The sequence below is a fragment of the Paenibacillus chondroitinus NBRC 15376 genome (genome assembly GCF_004000765.1).
GTDB lineage: Bacteria > Bacillota > Bacilli > Paenibacillales > NBRC-103111 > Paenibacillus_E > Paenibacillus_E chondroitinus.
Window position 1 is genome coordinate 315,478 of the sequence record NZ_BILW01000004.1, and the last position, 21,223, is coordinate 336,700.

Consider the following 21,223-nt stretch of genomic DNA (forward strand, 5'->3'; position numbering starts at 1 on the left):
GGAGGAGTAGCATGTTTCGCGAGGAGCGCGGTTCAGCATTGCTGTTAGTTTTATTTATGGTTCTTATTTTTTCGATATTAGGTTTGGCTGTGTTGAGTGCAAGCATAGGCGGGGCAACAAGAACGGAGACGAAGCAAAAGGATGTTCAAAGTTTGCATTTGGCTGAGAAGGCGTTGAATGAGGCTGCTGCTTATATCATGTCCGATTTTGAAAGTCAGGATGGCGTTAACATTGATGAAGTTCAAAATAGGTTGGATGAAATTACGGTGCAGTTAAATGGGAGAGCGACCAGTACTTTATTGGATCAAGATGTTGGTGCAGCCAGAGGGAAAATACATCGTATCGAATTCAAAGAAAATAAAAAAGATGACAGCTCGTTGAATTATAAAATTACGATTGATGCTGAAGCTACTGTGAATAATGTCACGCGTCGACTTACCCAGGATATTATTTTAGACACGTTTCCAGATTCACTGAAATATGCGATGGGTTCGGAAGGAACTGTGCTGATTAACGGATCGCCTTATATTATCGGGGATATTTATGCGGGAGAAGCTTTAAAGGTCAAAAATGAAGCTGAATATTTGTATCTTGGTACGCCGTTATATCAGTCGACGAAATTCCCGAAATTGGAGGGAAGCGCCTACGTTCAAAAGAATGCATCCGGGGACGGGTTAAATGCTTATTATTGTGAAACAGTAAGCGCAACATTTTCTCAAACCAGTCCGCAATGCGACACACTTGAAAATGTCGGCAACAGCAATAGCGATTATAAAAGTATTAGTGAAGAAGAGGGAGAGGGCGTAAAAACAATTAAAGAGGTGCTAACTAGCACGGATCCTGCGAATATACATGTCAAAGACCAGAGTAAATTTGCAGGGATAGAAGTAAACGAAGCCTTCGTGGATAAAATGGTTCAAGCTATCGGAAAAGATACTGCAGCTCCAGATGTACAAAGAATGAAGGTGAAGACGGCGTTAGCGTCCCGAGACAGTCTTACGGACTTGAGTCCATGGATGGAAATAATTGATCCGCTGGATGAAGTAGTGCCTGATCCTGCTAATGTTTCGGAGTATGCCGCCTATGAGGCAAAGAAGAGCAGTCTTATTAGCTTGTTTTCATCCGAGCTTGAGAATACGATGATGTATAATGGCAATTTAACAATAGATGGCGGCGAGGTATTCAGTAAATTGCTTTACAAAGAAAGTGTGAAAAACCCCGATCCTGTTAATTTAAATAAAAGCAGCTGGTTCATTGTAAATGGTGATTTAACGATTAATAATACGAATATAGATAAAGGCAACCTTGACATTAAAGCTAATATACTGGTTACAGGGAATTTATCTATTCATAACACCGTTAATATGGATTCCACCATCTACACGTTAGGTAAAACGGAGATTGTGGATGCTTCTATTTTAGGTTTGAAGGGGCTAGATGGTGAGGAGAAAGAGTTAGTTCTTATTTCTAAAGGAGCTATTGATATTTATCGCGTCAATTCGTTTCTTGATATTAAAGAACCTTTTCAGTACGATTCGAAGTCACCTGGAAACAAACCGGTGGAGACGCATGGTAATAATCCTCCAATCTTAAAAGCCTTTTTCTACACGGATAGTGATGCAACGATCTATGGAGTAGGTTCCGTATTTTGGGTATATGGCGGCTTTTTTGCCAAAGGGAACCTCACTGTCAATGCCATTCGTGGGAATGCTACAGGCGGAGTAGAAAGTATTAAAATGGATGATCAAACGCGAGTCACCTCCGAGAATCTGTCGCGACTCATTATCGATTATAACAGTAAGATTTTTGAGAATCAGAAGGTTGGTTTGCCTCGCGTTTCTAAAGTAGGCTTGACTGTAGGGAAGAAAAAGCAAGTGACGGAGTTTAAATGATACTGGTAACAAAGAGGCTGTCCCAATATGATTGGGGCAGCCTCTTAGCGTTTTAATATCTGTCGTCAAACTCGATGACGTTCACCGTAATTTCGTCTTTCACCGTTTCATCGTCTTTATTCGTGACGGTAATCGTTGTTGATCCTTGCTTGAAGCCGGTTACCTGGCCATTGGAGTCAACATCAGCGATAGTTGAACTACTGCTTTTCCACTGTAATTGACCATTTAAATCATTAATCCATTCTTTTTTCCACTTGTCTGGCGTAACGGTTAGGTACTTGAGTAAGTCAAACGTTCTTTGAGCAGCAGTACCTTTTGCGTACAAAGTGATCGTCGAATCAGGAAGTTCCAACTTCGTCAGGTCTTGCCTCACGTCAACAACCTTGGCTGCTGTTTTGGCAGGGAAGCCAGGGCCTCCAGCTACGTCTACTTTGATATGGATAGTGCCTTTCTTAATCCCAATGAGTGTTACAGTTTGCTTGTTGTCATCGCCAACAATGGCAGCCTCACCATTTTCTCCAGGTTCACTGATTAAGCTCCACTTAAACCCATTGTTTAATGCTGTTGAAGGATTCAAAGCAGCCTTCAGCACGATGGATTCACCTTTGTCCATTGTAATAACAGGGATGTCGCTCTCAACACCGTCGATCATCCTGACAATGGCTAAGGATTCGACGGAGATGCTGAAGCTTTGCTTATACGTGATATCTTTATCCGTCACAATGCTGACTGTTCCAGTTACCAAGCCAACATTTTTACCTGTAAAAACTCTGGAATCTTCTGCAGATTTTGTTACATTTGCAAAAGATTGATTTGGGTTATCTAAAGCCCATGTGAAAGTCTTAGCTTTCTGATGTGAAGATCGCAACCATGCCCGAAGTGTCGTAGTTCCGGAGATATTTACGACTTTATCTCCATCAAATTCGACAGTAGGTTGAGCAACCGTGATCGTAGCAGATGCAATGACACTTTGATCAGCTTTCGAAATAATTGTTACTTGTGTTGAACCTTCCGATATTGCTTGATAATTGCCTGAGTTATCTACTGTCAGCACGTTCTCATCCGTTGACTTCCAGATAACATCCGAATTCAATTCTAACGGAGGTGTAATGGATGGTGACAGGCTGCCGCTTTGGCCGACGTCAACGGTTTGATCATTCAGTTGCAGTGAAATGACGGTTACTTTAAAGCTGGCATCGTAGGAACTACCTTGGTTGGTGAGCATTTGTACGGTTCCGTTAATGATCCCAGGTTGCTTTCCCGTAAGAGTTCTCGTTGGACTCCCATCTACACCGGTGAAATCTACTTTCAATTTATCCTCATCAGAAACATTCCAGGTCGTATAAGTAGGTGTTTCATTGACAGAACTTAGAAGAACTTGAAGCGTAATGGGTTGACCACCAATAAAGAGTTTATCAGGCCCGTTAACAGATATTGATGGCTGAATGACTGTAATCGTCGCTGTGCCGGATAGATTCGTGCCATCGGTCGTGGTTGCTTTAATTGTAGTTGTACCAACAGCTACGCCTCGAATATTTCCGTTAGAGTCGACTGTCACCACGTTTGGATTGTTTGATTCCCATGTAAGCACCTTAATACTTGCATTTGTAGGCTCGAAATTTGGCGTTAGAACATAAGATTGATTAACACGAATCGTAGCATTGTCTATTCTTACAGCAGTCACAGGAACCGCTGTAACGGTAACGCTGAAATTTTTGGAATAAGTACTTCCTTTATTTGTTGTAATCGTAACGGAACCATTCACAGTTCCCGTTTTGACACCAGTTAAGACGCGCTTGTAATCGCCGTCAGTTACAAAACTTGCTTTATCCTGGTCAGGTGAGCTCCAAGAAACTGAGGCTACAGTTTCATTAATTGTTGAGAAAATAGCTTCTAACGTAATCTTCTCTCCAATATTTACAGAAGTTGGCCCATTAACTGTCAATGAAGGTTTAACTACGGTAACGGTCGCGTTGGCTGTCAGATTGGAACCGTCTGTGGAATTAATGATCACTTTCGCTGTTCCTTCAGCTACGCCTGTGATGTTCCCTGAACTGTTAACTGTGACCAGATCGGATCGATCTGTGCTCCAGGTCAAGTTGGGATTATCTGCATCGGACGGTGCATAGTTTGAACTTAATTTGATGGTTTCGCCTACTCGAATACTGGCGCTTCCTACGTTAATGGATGTTAAAGGTATGAATATTTTTACTGTGTAATCTTTAGAATAGGTATTTCCTTTATCTGTTACAACGGTAGCCGTTACGGTCACGGTGCCTTTTTGTACACCATGTAAGATACCAGTAAATTTATCACTAACCATGAAGTTCGCTTTACTCGAATCTGAAGAACTCCATCTGACAGAAGTTACGTTCTCATTCACGGTTACCAGTGCTGCTTGCAATGATATGTCTGCACCAACGGCCACTTCCGTCGGACCTGTGATATTCAAGCCTGGTTGGATGACAGAAACCACGGAGGTTGCGGTAAGTCCGCTGCCATCTTTTGCGAAAGCCATGATTTTGGCAGTTCCGGCATTGACACCTCGAATTTCACCGCTTGCATTAACCGTAACAATGGTTGACGCATCCGTTGTCCAAGTGAAGTCTTCGTTCTTTTGGTAGGTAGCATCACTAGGCATTACCTTTGGAATCAGTTTGGAAGTATCACCTTTTGCAATTGTGAGGTTATCCAACGTCAAGGAAGTTAATTTCGTAAAAGCGGTTATGACCTTATTCGAAAAGAGAACATTTTGATTTGCTGAAGCAAAATCCTTGTATTGCAGGTTGGCATTAGATAATGAGTAGTCTCCCGCTTTCGTTGGTTTAACAACGACGGTGAACGTTGAGCTATTAGCTACAAATTGATTGCCTTCCCTGCGGTACGGAATATCACCGATATCACCTTCAAGGGTAAAGCCGCTTGTTAAAGAGCCTGTTTTCGTGAAACCTGTTGGTATTGTAACAAGTTCTAAGTTGGCTGGGAAAGTTTCTTTATAATGCAAGTCTGTAATTTTTAAATCTTCAAGATTCGTAGCTGCACTGTAAGGTTTTGCTGTCGGATTAATGATGTAATTCACAGTGACAGGACTATTCACTTCAATTTTTTCAGTTGATACCGTACGATCTGGCGATAAACCAGTAGAGGTAATGACTTTGACGGCAACTTCTTTTGTTTCAAGTGCGCCTGCGGCGTCTTTGGTTGAGACTGAGATTGTCAAATCTCCGCCGCTTGCAGCTAGTGGATTAGGGAAAGTTTTGGTGATCGTCTCACCTTTATTTGTCTCCGTATCTGCTAGAACTTTGACAGATTGATTATTACCTGAAGCGTCTTTGTAAGTAAAGGTAATGGATGAGGTCACTTTTTTATCATTTAAGTCCAAATCGTCGGGTTTGAAACTGACAGAAATTGAACTATTCGCTGAGATATAATTCTTTAAAGATTCGTTGAAAGGTGCTGGAGATATGAGATCCAGAGTAGGCTTATGATTTGAACCGATGAAAGCCCTGTACATCGTGTTTACGAAAAGCTTTTGTTCCCAATCTGGAAAGGAGCTGTTTTTGGTTGTGTTTACGAAATTGTGCCCCGTACCTGAATAGGTGACATTCCCTTTGGAGTAGGTGTAATAATGATTCCAGCTATCTTCCACGTCACGAGGACTTCCATTAATGTTGTACCAAGGAATAACCTTGGGATCGTTTAGATCCAGCCTAAAATATTGATCGTGCGTTGTTGCCACGGATGGTGTCATTTCGCTTATAAAGTAAGGGAATTCGGTCAGCAAACCTTCATTTATTTTAACAGTTGACGTTGATGTGTTAGGGGCATTGAGACCCATATTCGTCATTGGACCGACTTGCCCTGTATCCGCTTGGAAATTAGTGATCCATGTTTGATTCCCTTGATAGACGGTATCGTGGGTGAACATAACGCCTTGACCTGTAGCGATAAATGATTTAACCGCAGCTGCAGCTGTTGAAGAAATGTCTGCAGTTCCGTTGTAAGAATCGTTAAAACCGAAGATCAACATATCGTATTTGCTATTTAAAGTTTTGTATTCTGTAGAGTTAAACGTATTGAAGTCAATGACTGAGATGTTGATATCATAATCGTCTGAATGCAAATAATTTTGTTTTAAGTTTGACTCTAAAAGTAGGCTGCTGGTCATGCTTTTCGACTGCGAGTTAGGAATAACCTGCAATACCTTAATGGTTGGCGATTGGTCTTTATAACGGAAAACGCCTGCAGCCGAATCCTTCAGCTTGCCAGTGCTGGTTTGATCAACGAGCTCTAGACGCCAGTAGTAAAGCCCTGAGTAACCTTTTGGAAGCGTAAAGCTAACTGTATTGTTGGTAAGGGAAGTTACTGGGACAGTTTGTACTAAATTAGAGGCATCGAATTTTAAGACACTGTCGACACCTAAATATAAATTAGCTACCAAATTGCGCTGATCGATGTTTCTAACATTAGAGACATTAAATGTATAGGTTAAAGTGTCGCCAGCATTATACTTAATGTCACGATTTGAGGTTACTGTGTAGTCAGTCGGTTTGCTTGTCAGATTTAGTTGAGGTCGAACATTGGCATTTACAAGCAAGTTTGTTTTCGCAATAAAGGAAGATGAACTACCAATATCAATTTCATTTACAAAAATCACATTACTTTTAGGTGTTGTTGTATTGTAGGGATTAAACAAATTGTATAGATTACCATTGGACTTAGTATGGGTACCATTGCTGTTTAAGTATCCTTGGTACAAAGCACCACGTTTCTTGGACGAGTCGCTATAGACAATAACGGGCAGTCCTTTATTTATGTATTTGTCTGTAATTTCTGTTGCTTTGAGAGATGTAATGTCATTCTCAAGGAAACGAGTATCGTGGTTGCTTCCAGTCTCTGAGGTGGGATTAAATAAACTTTTTCCGAAGTAAATGGCATCGTATTTACCATCTAATTCATCGCGGAGCGCAACGAATTTTTTCATGCTAATTGTTTCTAGCTGAAAATCAGTATTCGTACCTAGTTTATCTTTTAAATCTGAAGTGAGTGTCTTCTCGTTAGAAGATTTCTCCAAATCTTTAATCTCAAGTATCTTCAATGGTTTGGTGAGATCGAAATAGGAAATTTGAAATTTTGTAAGTGTAGACGTGGAATTGCTTTGCTCTGCATTTATTTCGTTACTGCTATCATCTTCTAAACTGACAAAGTAATCTTTAAGGTTACCTACAGATTTGAATGATACCGTGGAGTCAGAATTTGTTATCATCCTGAACTTCTGATTGTCGGTAATTGTTTGTGATGAAGCTTTTAGCGTATCCGTTCTATTAGACCCAACAGTCACATATTTGGAATTCGCTCTTGATTTTAAAGCATAGATGCCTTCCCCTTGGTCAACTAAATCAAACAAATCGGATACCCATGGATTCGTCTTATTCGCATAAAGTGAAGAACTGTTACTCGTATCTGTCGTTATATACTTATTGTTATTGACAGATTTCAGGGCTACAGTTACCGTGTCTCCGGCAGCTGCTAGAACTGTTTGGCTCGGAAGATCTGTGAACCCGAACCATGATATGGCCATGGATGTGATCAGTAGAAAACTGATCTTTTTTTGTATGGCTGAAAACATACATTTCTCTCCTCCCGTAGACTTTCAGATAGTAAATCTTATATGAGACTATTTTACTACTTTTCGGTCCTGAAAATATACAGTTTGTGTATATGATATCGAAAATATTTTAGGAAAACATAAGAAAGTTGACGAAAATTACAAAATTTTAATAATTTTTTAAAAGAGGATTATCCGAGATAGGGAACGAATTGTAATATTACAGGTATTTTAGAACTATAAAATTGGGTAATTAGACGCAAATAAACAAGAAAATTATTCTAAAATGTACTCTGATGTTGTATAATGATTTTTATCTTGTGTAAATTAGGTATTTAGTCCTATTATTTTCTTGGGCGAAATCAGTAATGGAGTTGATAAGGAAATGGCTCTTGTTAGGAAAAGATTAGGTGATTTGCTAGTAGAGAGCGGGATTATTTCAGAAACTCAGCTCCAAGAGGCACTTAAGGAACAAAGTAAAACAAAACAGAAGCTTGGGGACCTGCTGATTACGCAAGGATATATTACAGAGCAGCAATTGATTGAGGTTCTGGAGTTTCAACTCGGCATTCCTCATGTTAGCTTGTTTAAATATCAGATTGATCCTGAAATAACGAAAATCATCCCTGAAAGCATGGCAAGACGCTACCAGGCTATTCCTCTTCACAAAGAGGGCGGGAAGCTTATGGTGGCTATGGCGGATCCGCTGGATTACTTTGCAATTGAAGAGATGAGAATGAGTACAGGGTATCGCATAGAACCGGCAATTACGAGCAGAGATGAGCTGCAGCGTGCCATTGCCCGTCATTATGGACTTCAGGATTCAATGAGTCAAATGATGACAGATATGCCAACGACCGAAGATATCAAGGAAACCGAAATTACGGATGAAGATTCTCCAATCGTACGGTTGGTTAATCAAATGATACAGCAAGCGGTTCAGTTAAAAGTTTCGGATATTCACGTTGACCCAGGTGAGACGAATCTGGTTATTCGTTACCGGGTTGACGGTCATTTAAGAACTGAACGTGTCATTCCAAAGCAGATGCAAGGTTTTATAACAGCGCGTCTGAAAATTATGGCTAAATTGAACATCGCCGAACGAAGATTACCTCAAGACGGTAGAATCAAAATGCAAGTAGATTATAAGCATGTAGATATTCGTGTATCCTCTCTTCCTACCATTCATGGTGAGAAAATCGTTTTACGGATTCTAGACTTATCAACCGGCGTTAAGCCTATTGAACAGCTAGGATTCGGGGAGCGTAACATGGGTGTTTTTCGTGAAATGATTGAGCAGCCTTATGGGATTCTGCTTATCACAGGTCCTACTGGAAGCGGGAAAACAACGACGCTTTACTCCGCACTAAGTCATTTGAATCAAGAGAATGCCAACATTATTACGATTGAAGATCCTGTAGAGTACCAGTTGGAAGGTATCAATCAAGTGCATGTGAATCCGACAATTGGCCTCAATTTTGCCGCCGGACTTCGCTCTATTTTACGGCAGGATCCAAATATCGTCATGGTTGGTGAGATCAGGGACTCCGAGACAGCGGAAATTGCAATTCGTGCATCCTTAACGGGTCATCTTGTCCTGTCAACCCTGCATACCAATGATTCCGTGAGTACGATAACTCGTTTTCGGGATATGGGGATAGAACCATATTTGATTGCTTCGTCCCTTATTGGTGTTGTTGCACAAAGGCTTGTTCGTAGAATATGTCACGAATGCAAGGTGGTTTATACACCTACGGAGCAAGAGCGGATCTTCATGAACAACAGAGGGATACATGCCGAAAAGCTTCACAAAGGCAATGGCTGCGGCAACTGTAATCGCACCGGATATCGCGGGAGGTTAGCCATCCACGAGATTCTCGTCGTGAACGATACAATGCGCCAGTTGATTAGCAACAAAGCATCTGTTCAGGAAATGCGTGATGCTGCACTAGAGCATGGTCTGATTCAACTGATGGATGACGGGATTCAGAAAGTACGACAAGGAATTACGACATTGCAAGAAGTTATTAGAGAGACCGTTGCTTATTAACGAGAAAGGAGGTGTGGGAAATGTCAAATGCGTTAGAGCGGATCGTAAATTTATTGAGGACTGCCCATGAGTCTAAGGCATCTGACTTGCATCTCTCTGTAGGTTCGCCGCCAATCATTCGCGTACACGGCACATTACAGCAAATTGGGAACGAAACGCTGCAAGCTGATGATACGCGCTCCATGGCAGAGGCTCTTTTGAATGCTGACCAGATAGATCGATTTGATCAAGCTGGAGAGCTGGATTTTTCCTATGAGCTTGAAGGATGTTCACGGTACAGGATGAATGCCTATCGTCAAAGAGGACGCGTCAGCGTCGCTATTCGAACGATTCCTACGAAGATTCCGTCACTGGAACAACTCCAGTTACCTAGTGTGACTAGTTCATTAGCGTTGAAACCGCAAGGACTTGTCTTAGTGACAGGACCAACGGGAAGTGGCAAATCTTCCACATTGGCAGCTATGATCGATTACATTAATCGAACCGAGAAGAAGCATATAGTAACGTTGGAAGACCCGATCGAGTTTCTTCATACGCATTCTTCATCGATTATTGACCAACGGGAAGTAGGCAGTGATACGAATTCTTTCTCAAATGGCTTAAGAGCGGCTTTGCGTCAAGACCCCGATGTTATTCTGGTTGGCGAGATGCGTGATCTTGAAACGATTTCGGCAGCCGTTACAGCAGCTGAAACGGGACATTTGGTCTTTGCAACCTTGCACACAACAGACGCACCACAAACGATTGATCGCATCATCGATGCTTTCCCTGCGCATCAGCAAGGGCAGATACGTGTGCAGCTGGCGGCAGTTTTGGTCGGAGTCATTTCACAGCGGTTATTTCCCAAGCCTGGTGGCCAAGGGCGAACATGCGCTACGGAAATCATGATTAATACACCGGCTATAGGCAATCTTATTCGTTCGGAGAAAATTCATCAGATTAAGAGTGTCATGCAAACGGGACGCAGCTTAGGCATGCATACGCTGGACATGTCGATTAAGGAACAAATGCAGCAAGGACTTATTGATCCAATCGCAGCAAGAGCTTATCTTGCTGAGGGTGGTGTGATGTAATGTCAGAGTTCCTGTATGAAGTAAGAGGCAGCAGCGGTAAACAGGTAAAAGGCAAAATCTCCGCCTCTGATAAATCAACTGCGGTCGAGGAGCTTCGCAAAAAGGGATATATCGTTCTCTCTGTAAAAGAAGAACAGTTCAAAGCCCTCAAAACGGAAATCTACATTGGCAATCCGGTAAAAACGATTCATTTTATCGTGTATTGTCGGCAATTTGCGACGTTAATCAGGGCCGGGGTCAATATCGTGGAAGCAACGTCGATTTTGGCTTCACAAACTGAGAGCAAACCGCTTCGCAAGGCACTCTTGCAGGTTGCTTCGAATATTTCGAAGGGTGTTTCTTTCTCCAGCTCAATCTCGGAGCATAAAAAGATTTTCCCGCCAATGTTTGTCAACATGGTTCGCGCTGGGGAAGAGACGGGTGACTTGGAAGGCACGTTGGAACGACTTGCAAAGTTTTTTGAGAAGGAGCATGTGACTCGGGAGAAGATTAAGTCGGCGATGACTTATCCGTTGGTTGTTGGATTACTTGCTGTTGCTGCTTGTGTTTATCTTTTGAAGACTGTAGTACCTCAGTTTGTTAAGATTTTTGAGAGCATGAATGCAGAATTGCCTCTCGTAACACGTGTTGTACTCTCTCTCAGTAATAGCATAGAAAAGCAATGGTATATTTGGATTTGTGGGCTACTTACATTATTAGTTTTATACCAAATAATTAAAAGATTTGAAACCGGGGCTTATTATATTGACTATTTAAAATTGAAAGTTCCGATTTTTGGGAAATTAAAACAAAAAGGCTCAGTTGCACAAATGACAAGAACACTCTCATCACTTTATTCAAGTTCTGTGCCAATATTACAGTCTTTAGCAATCGTTGAAGAAATAGTTGGAAATAAAGTGATTGGCCGCTTTATTCGAAATTCATCTGATTCATTACGTCAAGGTAATCCATTATCAGAACCATTAAAACAAGCATGGGTATTTCCACCATTAGTAACACAAATGATAGCGATTGGTGAGGAAACAGGAGCATTAGATCAAATGCTGGAGAAGATAGCGGACTTTTATGAAATGGATGTTGAGAATACGGTTGATAGATTGAAGTCTCTTCTTGAGCCGTTATTGCTTGTTTTCCTCGCAGGAATGGTTGGTACTATTGTTTCAGCAATTATGATACCTATGTTCACTATGTACTCGAATTTTGGCTAGTTCATTTAGGAAAAATTAGGAGGAATAAAAATGAAAAAACTATTAAACAGACTTAATAAAGATCAAAAAGGATTTACGCTTATCGAATTATTAGCGGTAATTGTTATTCTTGCCGTGATTGCAGCAATTGCAATTCCATTAATTAGTAATATTATTAGTAAATCAAAAGAAGATGCGGATATGGCGACAGCTCGTCAAGTTTATGATGCAGCTAGATTATTTTTGACTAATGAAAATAGTGGTGATTTTGTTAGTGAAGTTGTGCCAGTTATTGGGACAACAGGTACATATGCTTCTGACGGTTCAGGTGGTGGACTACAAAGTAAAGGGTATTTAGAGTCAAATCTTGCACTGCCAAGTTCTAAGGCAGCAATTACTGGAGGTACTGTATCATTTAACAGCAATGGTATTTTGACAAGTGTTGTATTGAATATTTCAGCAAATGAGATTTGGACTTTTTCTGGTCCAGATGTTATTGCTGGAAAAGGAAAAGGAGTTAAGTCCAACCCATCTTCATAATAAATAGTTATCATTAAGCAACCCCAAAAAGGAATCGGTCCATTCCGATTCCTTTTTTAAAATCAAAGAAAGCGACCCAAACACATGACACTCCTCATCGCATTCTACATTTTCATAGTCGGGCTTGTACTCGGTTCTTTCTTCAACGTAGTTGCGCTGCGAGTGCCGGCCAAACAATCGGTCATCAACCCGCCATCGGCCTGCCCGAAATGCGGGACAAAGCTGACATTCAGGGATCTCATTCCGGTGATCAGCTATCTTTTTTCCAGAGGCAAATGCAGACATTGTCAAACGAAAGTTTCCATTTTATATCCCTTAGGGGAGCTTGCAACTGGGTTGTTATTTTTATGGGTTTACATGCACGTCGGCATCACAGGAGAATCGTTGGTCGCTTTAACATTGGTAAGTCTTCTAGTTATCATCACGGTTTCAGATCTATCTTATATGCTTATTCCTAATAAAATATTGATAGTTTTCTTTCCTATTTTCATAGTTTTACGATTCCTTTTTCCTGGAGATCAGGCTTGGTGGAGTTACGTACTAGGCGCTGTGATCGGGGGCGGTATTATCGTGTTAATCGCAGTTCTTTCGCGCGGCGGTATGGGAATGGGGGATGCCAAACTCCTTGTAGTCTGTGGTGCAGTCCTGGGCTTACCTCATATAATGGTCGCATTTGTTTTGGCATGTATGATTGGCAGTCTGATAGGTGGGTTGCTGCTTCTGCTAAAAATCACCAAGAGAAAACAACCGATACCATTTGGCCCGTCATTGGCGTTGGGCATTATGATTTCATACGGTTATGGATCGGATATGATAAAAGCTTACCTAACATTACTCGGATAGCAGGGTGTGATTAATATGTTTGGCTTAGGTACTAAGCGAATCGGGATTACGGTAGATCAAACGGGAGTCCGGTATGTCACTGTCAAAAAGAAAAAGTCGTGGGAAGTTGGATCGAGCGGATTTCTTCCCATCCCGTCAGGGATTATTGTTGAAGATCAAATTGTCAATTCGGAATCTCTAAGCCTTCAGGTTAAACAATGGGTAAAAGCAGAAAAGCTGAGAGGCGCTTCAGCGACCATTGCTATACCGACATCGCAAATTATCATTCGTAAAATGCGAATTCCAAGCATTAAGCCGCAAGAGCTGCGTCAGCTTGTAGAGCTTGAAGTGGAAACAGCGTTACGTCTGCCTTTTGAGGACCCTGTCTACGATTACATTAAGGTAAGCCAAGACGATGAGAGCACGCTGGTTCTCGTGTTTGCAGCTCCAAAAAAGCTGATTATGAGCTATGTAAAAGTGTTCGAGGATGCCGGAGTGCACGTGAAAGCGGCAGAGATTTCTGCCACTGCTTTAGTCAGGGCGATATCGTCGCAGCAGGAGGAGTTTTTTGAGGAATCCATGTTGGTTTCCTTAGATCGTGGCACGCTGGAAGTGTACATGCTGCAAAATGGCAATCCCATTTTTATGCGAACGATTAGTCTTTTTGAACACGATACAGCTGTTGATGATGAACTAACACCCGATCAGATCGGGGAAATTATTGCTGAAATCTCCAGGATGCTTAGTTTTTATCAATACAGTATTCAAGAGGGAAAAAGCCGAATTTCACATATTATCGTGACGGGTGCGAATCAAAGCAGAGATCAGCTGCATGTGGAGCTTGAGCAGGCACTTTCTGAGCTGAAGGTGGAAAAGGTCGATTTTGATTTATATGCGAGCGAACGGTCAAAAGATTTTAGCGCTAATGCATATCGTGTTGCAATTGGGGTCGCTTTATTTTCCAAGCAAAAAACGCAAATTAACTTGCTGCCGCATCGGAAAACGGAGACGAAAATCAAGTTTGTATTAGCCATTTTGGGCATGATGGTGTGGGTTGCCTGTGCCGTATTGATAGGTACGAATTATTTGGATAATCAGAAAATATCAGCTCAAAACGCGTCAAGATTAACTACCCTCAATGCTCAAAAATCAGCTGCGGAGGCAAAATTAACTTCAAAACCTGCTACTCAGGGGGACCCGGCGGCTTTTATAACAATGACGCGGGCGAGCCGAAAAGATGTTGTCGCAATGATCGGAGATATCAAGAAACCGTTGCCAGTAGATGCTCAAATCAGCACTATTTCCTATTCATCGGAATCACAGATGTCCTTAACTGTCGTTTTCGCGAAGATGGAGGATTCGGCCCGTTATTTATTTGACCTGCGCAAGTTGTCTTTTGGCGAAAATGCCAATCTCCAGTCAATTACCGAGACGACGATTGGGACTACGAACGCAGTGGTGAGTGCTAATACACAAACTCCAACTGACCCAACGAACTCTGTTGCCAATAACCCGATTACCACTACGGCTAAGCAATATACAGTTAACTACTCTATAGCGTTCAAAAAAGCCGCAGCTGCAAAAGAAGCGGGAACTAAGGGAGCTGGAGAAGTGAAAGGAGAGGAGACTACGAATGTCCAACAAAAATAATGCGAAGTCTCTTTTTCTATTCCTCGCGGTTCTGTTGTTTTTAGGTCTTTTTGCTTTCTATTATTTTATACAACTGCCTTCTGCCAATAAAATTAAAGCGCAAGAAAACGAAATGGCACTCGTGGAAAAGCAAATCCAGATTCTAACGAAGAAGTTAAATGAGAAGAAAGAGGATGTAGGTCCGTCTTTAAAAGACATTCAAGCCGCTCTTCCATTGTGGGACAACACGGAGCAGTTGACGCTTGATTTAAATCAGATTAAAACGAGCTCAAAAGTTAATTTCAACTCGATTTCCTATGCGGTGAGTGACAAGAGCACGCAAACGCAGCAGACAGATGCGAATACTAAAAATCCGTATCCGAATGTTAGGGAAGTCAGAGTGACGACTTCCGTTGGCGGGACATTTAATGAAATTACGGATGCCATCACACAATTGCAAGCTTTACCACGATTAATTCGTGTGGATACGTTAAACTTCGGAAATTTGCCTAAGGATACATCGCGAAAACTGACTGTAAATCTTACGTTTACGGCTTATTTTGACCCATCCTACAAATCAAGAGTCGATAAAGTCGAACTTCCTTATTAGTTAGCACAAAACTTTCCAATTAGCGGACCTAGTCCCCTTGAGAGGACCGCCAGGGGCACTTCCCTGGCGGTTATTTTTTTCAAACTTACAGTGTTTGGCCAAAAGTCCCTTCAAATAGCAATTCGCTTACGGGACGACGAGTAGAAGGTGCTTCACGCTCTTGAAAGCGTTCAGGCAAAGCTTCAACAGGACCGCGGTAGCCAATCGCAATCACGGCATGCGTTTGATAATCCTCAGGAATTTGAAGCGTTTCACGCGCTTGATTATGATCAAAGCCACCCATAGCGTGTGTGATTAATCCTTGATTGTTAGCTTCTAGCGCAAGGTAACCCCATGCTGCTCCTGCATCGAAAGCGTGGCTAGGGGAGGTATTTCCGTTAGAGGCCTTGGTATAGGAAATCACTAAAGCAAGAACAGGTGCTTTCTCACACCATTCGCGGTTAGCAGGGGCTATAAAGCTGTGAAACTTGGCTAGCTGCTCTTCTGTACGGGCAACGATGAACCGCCATGGTTGTATATTACTGCCGGACGGCGCCCAGCGTGCCGCTTCAAACAAGCTAAGGAGTACATCTTCGGTAACCTCTTGCTTTGTGAATGAGCGAGGTGACCAACGGGTCAGGAATTGCGGATTGATTTCGTGATCCGGTTGGCGATTGGATTCGACTTCGGCGGGTAAAGATGTTGTCATGATGAATTCCTCCTTATTTATATACTCTTCCTGATTTTACCTGATTTCTTCGTACAATACGAATTTTTGAAAATAACGGTGCTCGGTATGTGTTTACCCTATTATGGAAAAGCTAGAGATTGTGAAATAAAAGTACCGAGAGAGGTGCGAGGAACCGTGAATTTTACTAGTCATGATGTTGTGATCATTGAAAGAGCTTTGAGAACTGCGATGAAACATGATTTGGAAGAGCACCGTTCTAGAGATTATCAGGAAGTTTTGTTGAAAATGCAAGAAAGTGCTAGCCAAGCCTTTCAAGTTAATGCCCCAGTTGCGAGAGCTGATCACGAAGGGATTCGGTATGATTACGATGATTCATCGGATCTCATGTAGACATACGAACGTAGTCATTGGATTAAAATCAGAGATAGCCTTACGATTCATTAGCCCCAATTCCTGGGGCTTTTTTATTTTGCTGTAGACGTTTATAATAAGGGGAACAGTCGTTCTATAAGGGAGGGGTTAACCTTGCTTCGAAAGAAGAATCTTTCACAACTAATACAAAATTTAAGAGCAAATGAAAATATAATTAATTGGCACGAAGTCGAACCCATAGAAGCGAAGACCCGGCCTATGCCTGAAAGCGTGGACGAACGCATCAAGGGCGCCCTGACGAAAAGGGGAATCGAACAACTATACAGTCACCAAGCAACAGCGTACGAGACTATCCGACAGGGTGAAAACGTAGTAGCTGTAACCCCTACGGCTTCAGGTAAAACGCTATGTTATAACCTTCCAGTTCTACAGGCTATCGCTGAAGACGACGCCAGCAGGGCGCTTTACCTTTTCCCTACGAAGGCTTTGGCACAAGATCAAAAAAGCGAACTAAACGAAATAATTAACGAAATGGGAATTGATATAAAAAGCTTTACTTACGACGGCGACACATCCCCGGCTATTCGGCAGATTGTAAAGAACGTAGGCCATATCGTTATTACGAATCCCGACATGCTGCATTCGGCCATCCTGCCTCATCATACGAAATGGGTAAGCCTGTTTAGTAATTTAAAATATATCGTTATTGACGAACTACATACATACCGGGGCGTCTTCGGCAGCCATGTAGCCAACGTAATACGCAGGCTGCTGCGTATCTGCAAATTTTACGGCAGCAATCCGCTGTTTATCTGTACGTCGGCGACGATAGCAAACCCGAAGGAATTGGCTGAACAGCTTACAGGTAAACCTATGCGGCTAATCAACGACAATGGCGCGCCCAGGGGCCGTAAGCATTTCGTATTTTATAACCCGCCTATTGTTAACAAGCCACTGAACCTACGGAAAAGCGCGACGGTAGAAGTAAACCAGCTGGCCAAAGAATTTTTATCGAATAAAGTACAAACGATCGTTTTTGCCCGCAGCCGCGTAAGGGTAGAACTCATATTAAGTCATTTACAGGAACTGGTAAAAAACGAACTAGGGACGAAAACCATAAGAGGATACCGGGGCGGTTATTTGCCAAGCCAGCGCAGGGAAATTGAACGAGGGTTACGTAACGGGGAAATCCTGGGCGTAGTAAGTACCAATGCACTGGAATTAGGCGTAGACATAGGCCAGCTGCAAGTTTGTATTATGTCCGGATATCCCGGAAGCGTCGCCAGCACCTGGCAGCAAGCGGGTCGGGCTGGAAGGCGACACGGTGAAGCCCTGGTTATTATGGTAGCCAGCAATACACCGATTGACCAATACGTAGTCCAGAACCCGGAATACTTTTTCGAACGTTCCCCGGAGTCTGCCAGAATTAACCCTGAAAATTTGCTGATCCTCGTAGACCATTTACGATGCGCTGCGTATGAACTTCCAGTAAAAATAGGGGAGGAATTCGGGCCGTTAGAGATTACCGATATACTGGAATATTTGGTAGAAGAGAGAGTGCTTACCCAGGCTGCCGATTCATTTTATTGGGCTAGTCAATCGTTTCCGGCACACGAAGTAAGCTTACGATCTGCCGCTCAGGAAAACGTAGTAATTGTTGACCAATCGGACGTAGCGAACGTAAAAATTATCGGTGAGATGGACAGATTTAGCGCTATGACTCTTTTACATGACGAAGCGATTTATTTGCATGAAGGTACTCAGTTTCAAGTCGAAAAGCTGGACTGGGAACACAAAAAGGCGTATGTACGCGAAGTAGACGTAGAGTATTACACAGATGCGAACTTGGCCGTAAAGCTGAAAGTTTTATCTATTGACCGTATAGCCAAAAGGCAAACAACGTCTATAAATTTCGGCGACACTGCGATAAATGTTATGGCAACCATGTTTAAGAAAATCCGTTTAACCAGTTTTGAAAATATCGGATACGGGCCTATCAAACTTCCAGAAGAAGAACTTCATACCAGCGCGACCTGGATTGAAATAAAAGAAGTAGACCCAACTGTAGAAACGAAAACATTGGAACAGATACTAATGGGAATTTCCAACGTGATTAGGCATATCGTACCCATTCACGTTATGTGTGACCGCAGCGACATACACGTAATTTCTCAAATCCGGGCTGAACACTCCCAGCTGCCAACAATTTTTATTTACGACCATTACCCAGGCGGGATTGGATTAGCGGAAGACGTATTTCAACGTTTTGATGAGATAAAAGAAGCAGCCAGGAGTCTGATTCGAAAATGTCCGTGTGACGATGGCTGCCCGTCATGTATTGGAACCGAAATAGAGGGGATGGATGCTAAGAAAAAATCCCTTCGAATACTGGAGGGATTATAGATGTATGGTTTTGTACCCATGTTCAGTAAAACCCGTCTGAAAACGCTGGATGGCGGTGCCCGATGAGCGGGCTCCGCGAAAAGCTCAGCCGCCTGCGTGGACCCGGGGCGGCACAAGCCGCTCCGCCGTCCGTGCCTGCGGCCGACGACGAATGGGCGCAGCTCGGCGCCCATATCGAGACGAGCCCAGCCGGCTCGTTCGTCATGCGGCGCCGGGTGTACGGCACAGACAGCGTGCACGGTAAATATCGGCTGCGGGAGCTGGCCGATTGCGCGCAGCAGCTTGTCTGCTTTCACGACCGCGGCGCTGCCGTCCGGCATGACGCGCTGCTTTTCTTTGACACCGAGACGACGGGGCTCGGTGTCGGTGCGGGCAACGTGCCGTTCATGGTCGGCATCGGCTATTACACCGGCGAGCTGTTCACGGTGGAACAGCTATTGATACGTAATCCAGCGGAAGAGCAAGCCATGCTTGTGTATTTGCAAGAGCTGCTCGACCGCTTTACCCATATTGTTTCTTACAACGGCCGGACATTCGATTGGCCAATCTTGAAGAATCGCTATGTGCTTAATCGGCTTACGCTCGATGATTCGAATCTTCTGCAGCTGGATTTTCTATATCCTTCCAGGAGTTTATGGCGGAATACGCTGCCTTCGTGCCGTCTGAGCAAGGTGGAAGAGAGCCGGCTAGGGTTTGAGCGTGTGGACGATGTACCCGGCTCAATGGCGCCTACCCTTTATTTTCAGTATTTGGCAGAGAAGAATCCATCTGTCCTGCAAGGTGTGTTCGTTCATAACGAGCATGATATTGTTACGTTGGCAGCCCTTGCCATTCATTTCTCCAAGCTGCTAAGCGGAGAATTAGAGTCGGCAGTATCTTCTACGAACGCTGAGGCTGAGGCCGGGGTGGTGGAGAATACCGCACACTACGCTGATATCGAATTAGAAGAGCTGTTTCGCACGGGGCTTTGGTTGGATAAAATGGATCGTTCGGAACGTGCAGAGACGTTCCTTCAAGATTTATTTTCGAGACTAATGAATAACCCGAAACCTGCAAATTCAACAGAACATGAATCGGTGATTCTCCAACTAGCTGGCTTTTATAAGAAAAAAGGTGAATATTCCCGGGCTGTTGATCTCTGGAAACGTTGGATTCATATCAAGAATGCAAGCCTTTCGCTGCAACTTGAGCCGTATTTGGAGTTAGCCATGTATTATGAGCATCGGGAGCGTAATTTGGCGTTGGCCATTTTTTACGCAGAGGAAGCATGGGCCAAACTATGGCGCAGGCGCTCCCTGCACCGTGGCGATCGGAAGCAAAATGAGATAGAGGAAGCTTTAGAGAAGCGTATCAGCCGTTTGAAAAATAAAGTGAGGAAAACCGAGAACATGGTGCCTCACGAAGGTTCTCACACGAAGCCCAAAACTCGCAAGATGAAGCCGATGTACGCTAGCGAGGGACTAATCTAAGTCTTGCCCGCATCCGTTTACTTTTCCTATCAATTGGTTATACAAGGTAGAAAAAGGCAAGGAGAATATGTCATGCCCGAGCTACCGGAGATGGAGACATATCGTCAGCAGTTAACGAGACTTATCCAGAACTCGCCAATTACAGGGGCGGAAGTCACGCGTCCCAAATCCTTGAATGTGGATCCGGATCGCTTTATCCAGAAGCTAACCGGTAATCGAATTGTTCGAATCGAGCGCAGAGCGAAGCATTTGTTGTTTCTTTTAGGCTCGGGTGAAGTATTACTGCTTCATTTAATGCTTGGTGGCTGGATGTTCTATGGGACGGAAGAGGAGAAACCGGATCGAACATCGCAGGTGGTGATCCATTTTGGCTCGCAGCACTTATACTTCATTGGATTGCGGTTAGGCTATCTACACCTGCATACGATACCTGAGGTTGAGAAGGTATTAAGTAAATTAGGTCCTGAACCTTTGGATCCTGGTTTTACATTGACCCGATTTCAAAGTCTACTCAAAGGTAAAAATGGCAATCTGAAAGTGACGCTAGTTGATCAATCCTTTTTATCAGGAATCGGGAACTGTTACTCGGATGAGATTTGCTTTATTGCAAGTATTTTGCCCCTGCGTAAGCTGTCATCCTTAACAACCGAGGAGCAAAATCGTTTATTTCAAGCGATGCGCACCGTTCTTCTCGAAGCCATTCAGTATGGCGGCTATATCGATGAACCTTTATTTGTTGGAGATCGATTGACGGGCCAATTTGATGCGAAATGCCGTGTATATGACCGTGAAGGCGAGCCCTGCTTACGTTGTGGCCATCCGCTGATGAAGACAGAAATTTCTAGTCGCAAATGCTTTTATTGTGCGAACTGTCAAACGTGAAGGGGGCTGAGGGGTC

The 21,223-nt window shown here is 43.1% G+C and carries 14 protein-coding genes; 12 read left to right on the plus strand and 2 right to left on the minus strand.

Annotation, left to right across the window (positions count from 1 at the left end):
* Window positions 1-11: 11 nt before the first annotated feature.
* Entirely contained in the window at window positions 12-1,892 is a 1,881-nt protein-coding gene (locus tag PCH02S_RS07815; RefSeq protein ID WP_127451695.1) for a hypothetical protein, read from the plus strand.
* A 52-nt stretch (window positions 1,893-1,944) separates the two neighbouring features.
* Here PCH02S_RS07815 and PCH02S_RS07820 read toward each other — a convergent pair whose 3' ends face one another.
* A complete protein-coding gene (locus PCH02S_RS07820; RefSeq protein WP_127451697.1) occupies window positions 1,945-7,521 on the minus strand; it encodes a DUF5057 domain-containing protein in 5,577 nt (1,858 codons plus the stop codon).
* A 364-nt stretch (window positions 7,522-7,885) separates the two neighbouring features.
* Between PCH02S_RS07820 and PCH02S_RS07825 the strand changes: the two genes are divergently transcribed.
* From PCH02S_RS07825 to pilO, 7 genes are all read left to right on the plus strand, one after another.
* Window positions 7,886-9,550 (plus strand): GspE/PulE family protein, encoded by a 1,665-nt coding sequence (locus PCH02S_RS07825; protein WP_127451699.1) that lies wholly within the window; start codon window positions 7,886-7,888, stop codon window positions 9,548-9,550.
* A gap of 20 nt (window positions 9,551-9,570) precedes the next feature.
* Window positions 9,571-10,623, plus strand: coding sequence for a type IV pilus twitching motility protein PilT (locus tag PCH02S_RS07830; protein WP_127451701.1), 1,053 nt, complete (start codon window positions 9,571-9,573; stop codon window positions 10,621-10,623).
* Window positions 10,623-11,831 carry a type II secretion system F family protein gene (locus PCH02S_RS07835; RefSeq protein ID WP_127451703.1) on the plus strand — a complete coding sequence of 403 codons (1,209 nt, stop codon included), beginning with the start codon at window positions 10,623-10,625 and terminating at the stop codon, window positions 11,829-11,831. Before PCH02S_RS07830 ends, PCH02S_RS07835 begins: the two co-directional genes overlap by 1 nt.
* 30 nt (window positions 11,832-11,861) lie before the next feature.
* Entirely contained in the window at window positions 11,862-12,350 is a 489-nt protein-coding gene (locus PCH02S_RS07840) for a prepilin-type N-terminal cleavage/methylation domain-containing protein (protein ID WP_127451705.1), read from the plus strand.
* Between the two features lie 84 nt (window positions 12,351-12,434).
* Window positions 12,435-13,193 carry a prepilin peptidase gene (locus PCH02S_RS07845; RefSeq protein WP_127451707.1) on the plus strand — a complete coding sequence of 253 codons (759 nt, stop codon included), beginning with the start codon at window positions 12,435-12,437 and terminating at the stop codon, window positions 13,191-13,193.
* A 15-nt stretch (window positions 13,194-13,208) separates the two neighbouring features.
* A complete protein-coding gene (pilM, locus tag PCH02S_RS07850; RefSeq protein WP_127451709.1) occupies window positions 13,209-14,822 on the plus strand; it encodes a pilus assembly protein PilM in 1,614 nt (537 codons plus the stop codon).
* On the plus strand, window positions 14,806-15,411 hold the full coding sequence (gene pilO / locus PCH02S_RS07855; protein WP_127451711.1) for a type 4a pilus biogenesis protein PilO: 606 nt from the start codon (window positions 14,806-14,808) through the stop codon (window positions 15,409-15,411). The genes pilM and pilO overlap by 17 nt, the downstream gene beginning before the upstream one ends.
* Before the next feature lie 85 nt (window positions 15,412-15,496).
* Here pilO and PCH02S_RS07860 read toward each other — a convergent pair whose 3' ends face one another.
* Complete coding sequence (locus tag PCH02S_RS07860; protein WP_127451713.1) at window positions 15,497-16,099, minus strand: nitroreductase family protein; 603 nt, start codon at window positions 16,097-16,099, stop codon at window positions 15,497-15,499.
* Window positions 16,100-16,255: 156 nt separating this feature from the next.
* Here PCH02S_RS07860 and PCH02S_RS07865 point away from each other — a divergent pair, with 156 nt between their 5' ends.
* From PCH02S_RS07865 to PCH02S_RS07880, 4 genes are all read left to right on the plus strand, one after another.
* The gene (locus PCH02S_RS07865) at window positions 16,256-16,471 is read left to right on the plus strand and encodes a hypothetical protein (RefSeq protein WP_246068986.1); all 216 of its coding nucleotides are present in this window, start codon (window positions 16,256-16,258) and stop codon (window positions 16,469-16,471) included.
* A 135-nt stretch (window positions 16,472-16,606) separates the two neighbouring features.
* Window positions 16,607-18,856, plus strand: a complete 2,250-nt coding sequence (locus PCH02S_RS07870; protein WP_127451715.1) for a DEAD/DEAH box helicase — start codon at window positions 16,607-16,609, stop codon at window positions 18,854-18,856.
* Between the two features lie 62 nt (window positions 18,857-18,918).
* Window positions 18,919-20,325 (plus strand): ribonuclease H-like domain-containing protein, encoded by a 1,407-nt coding sequence (locus PCH02S_RS07875; RefSeq protein ID WP_127451717.1) that lies wholly within the window; start codon window positions 18,919-18,921, stop codon window positions 20,323-20,325.
* 72 nt (window positions 20,326-20,397) lie between these two features.
* Window positions 20,398-21,207 (plus strand): Fpg/Nei family DNA glycosylase, encoded by an 810-nt coding sequence (locus PCH02S_RS07880; RefSeq protein ID WP_127451719.1) that lies wholly within the window; start codon window positions 20,398-20,400, stop codon window positions 21,205-21,207.
* The last annotated feature ends 16 nt before the right edge of the window (window positions 21,208-21,223 follow it).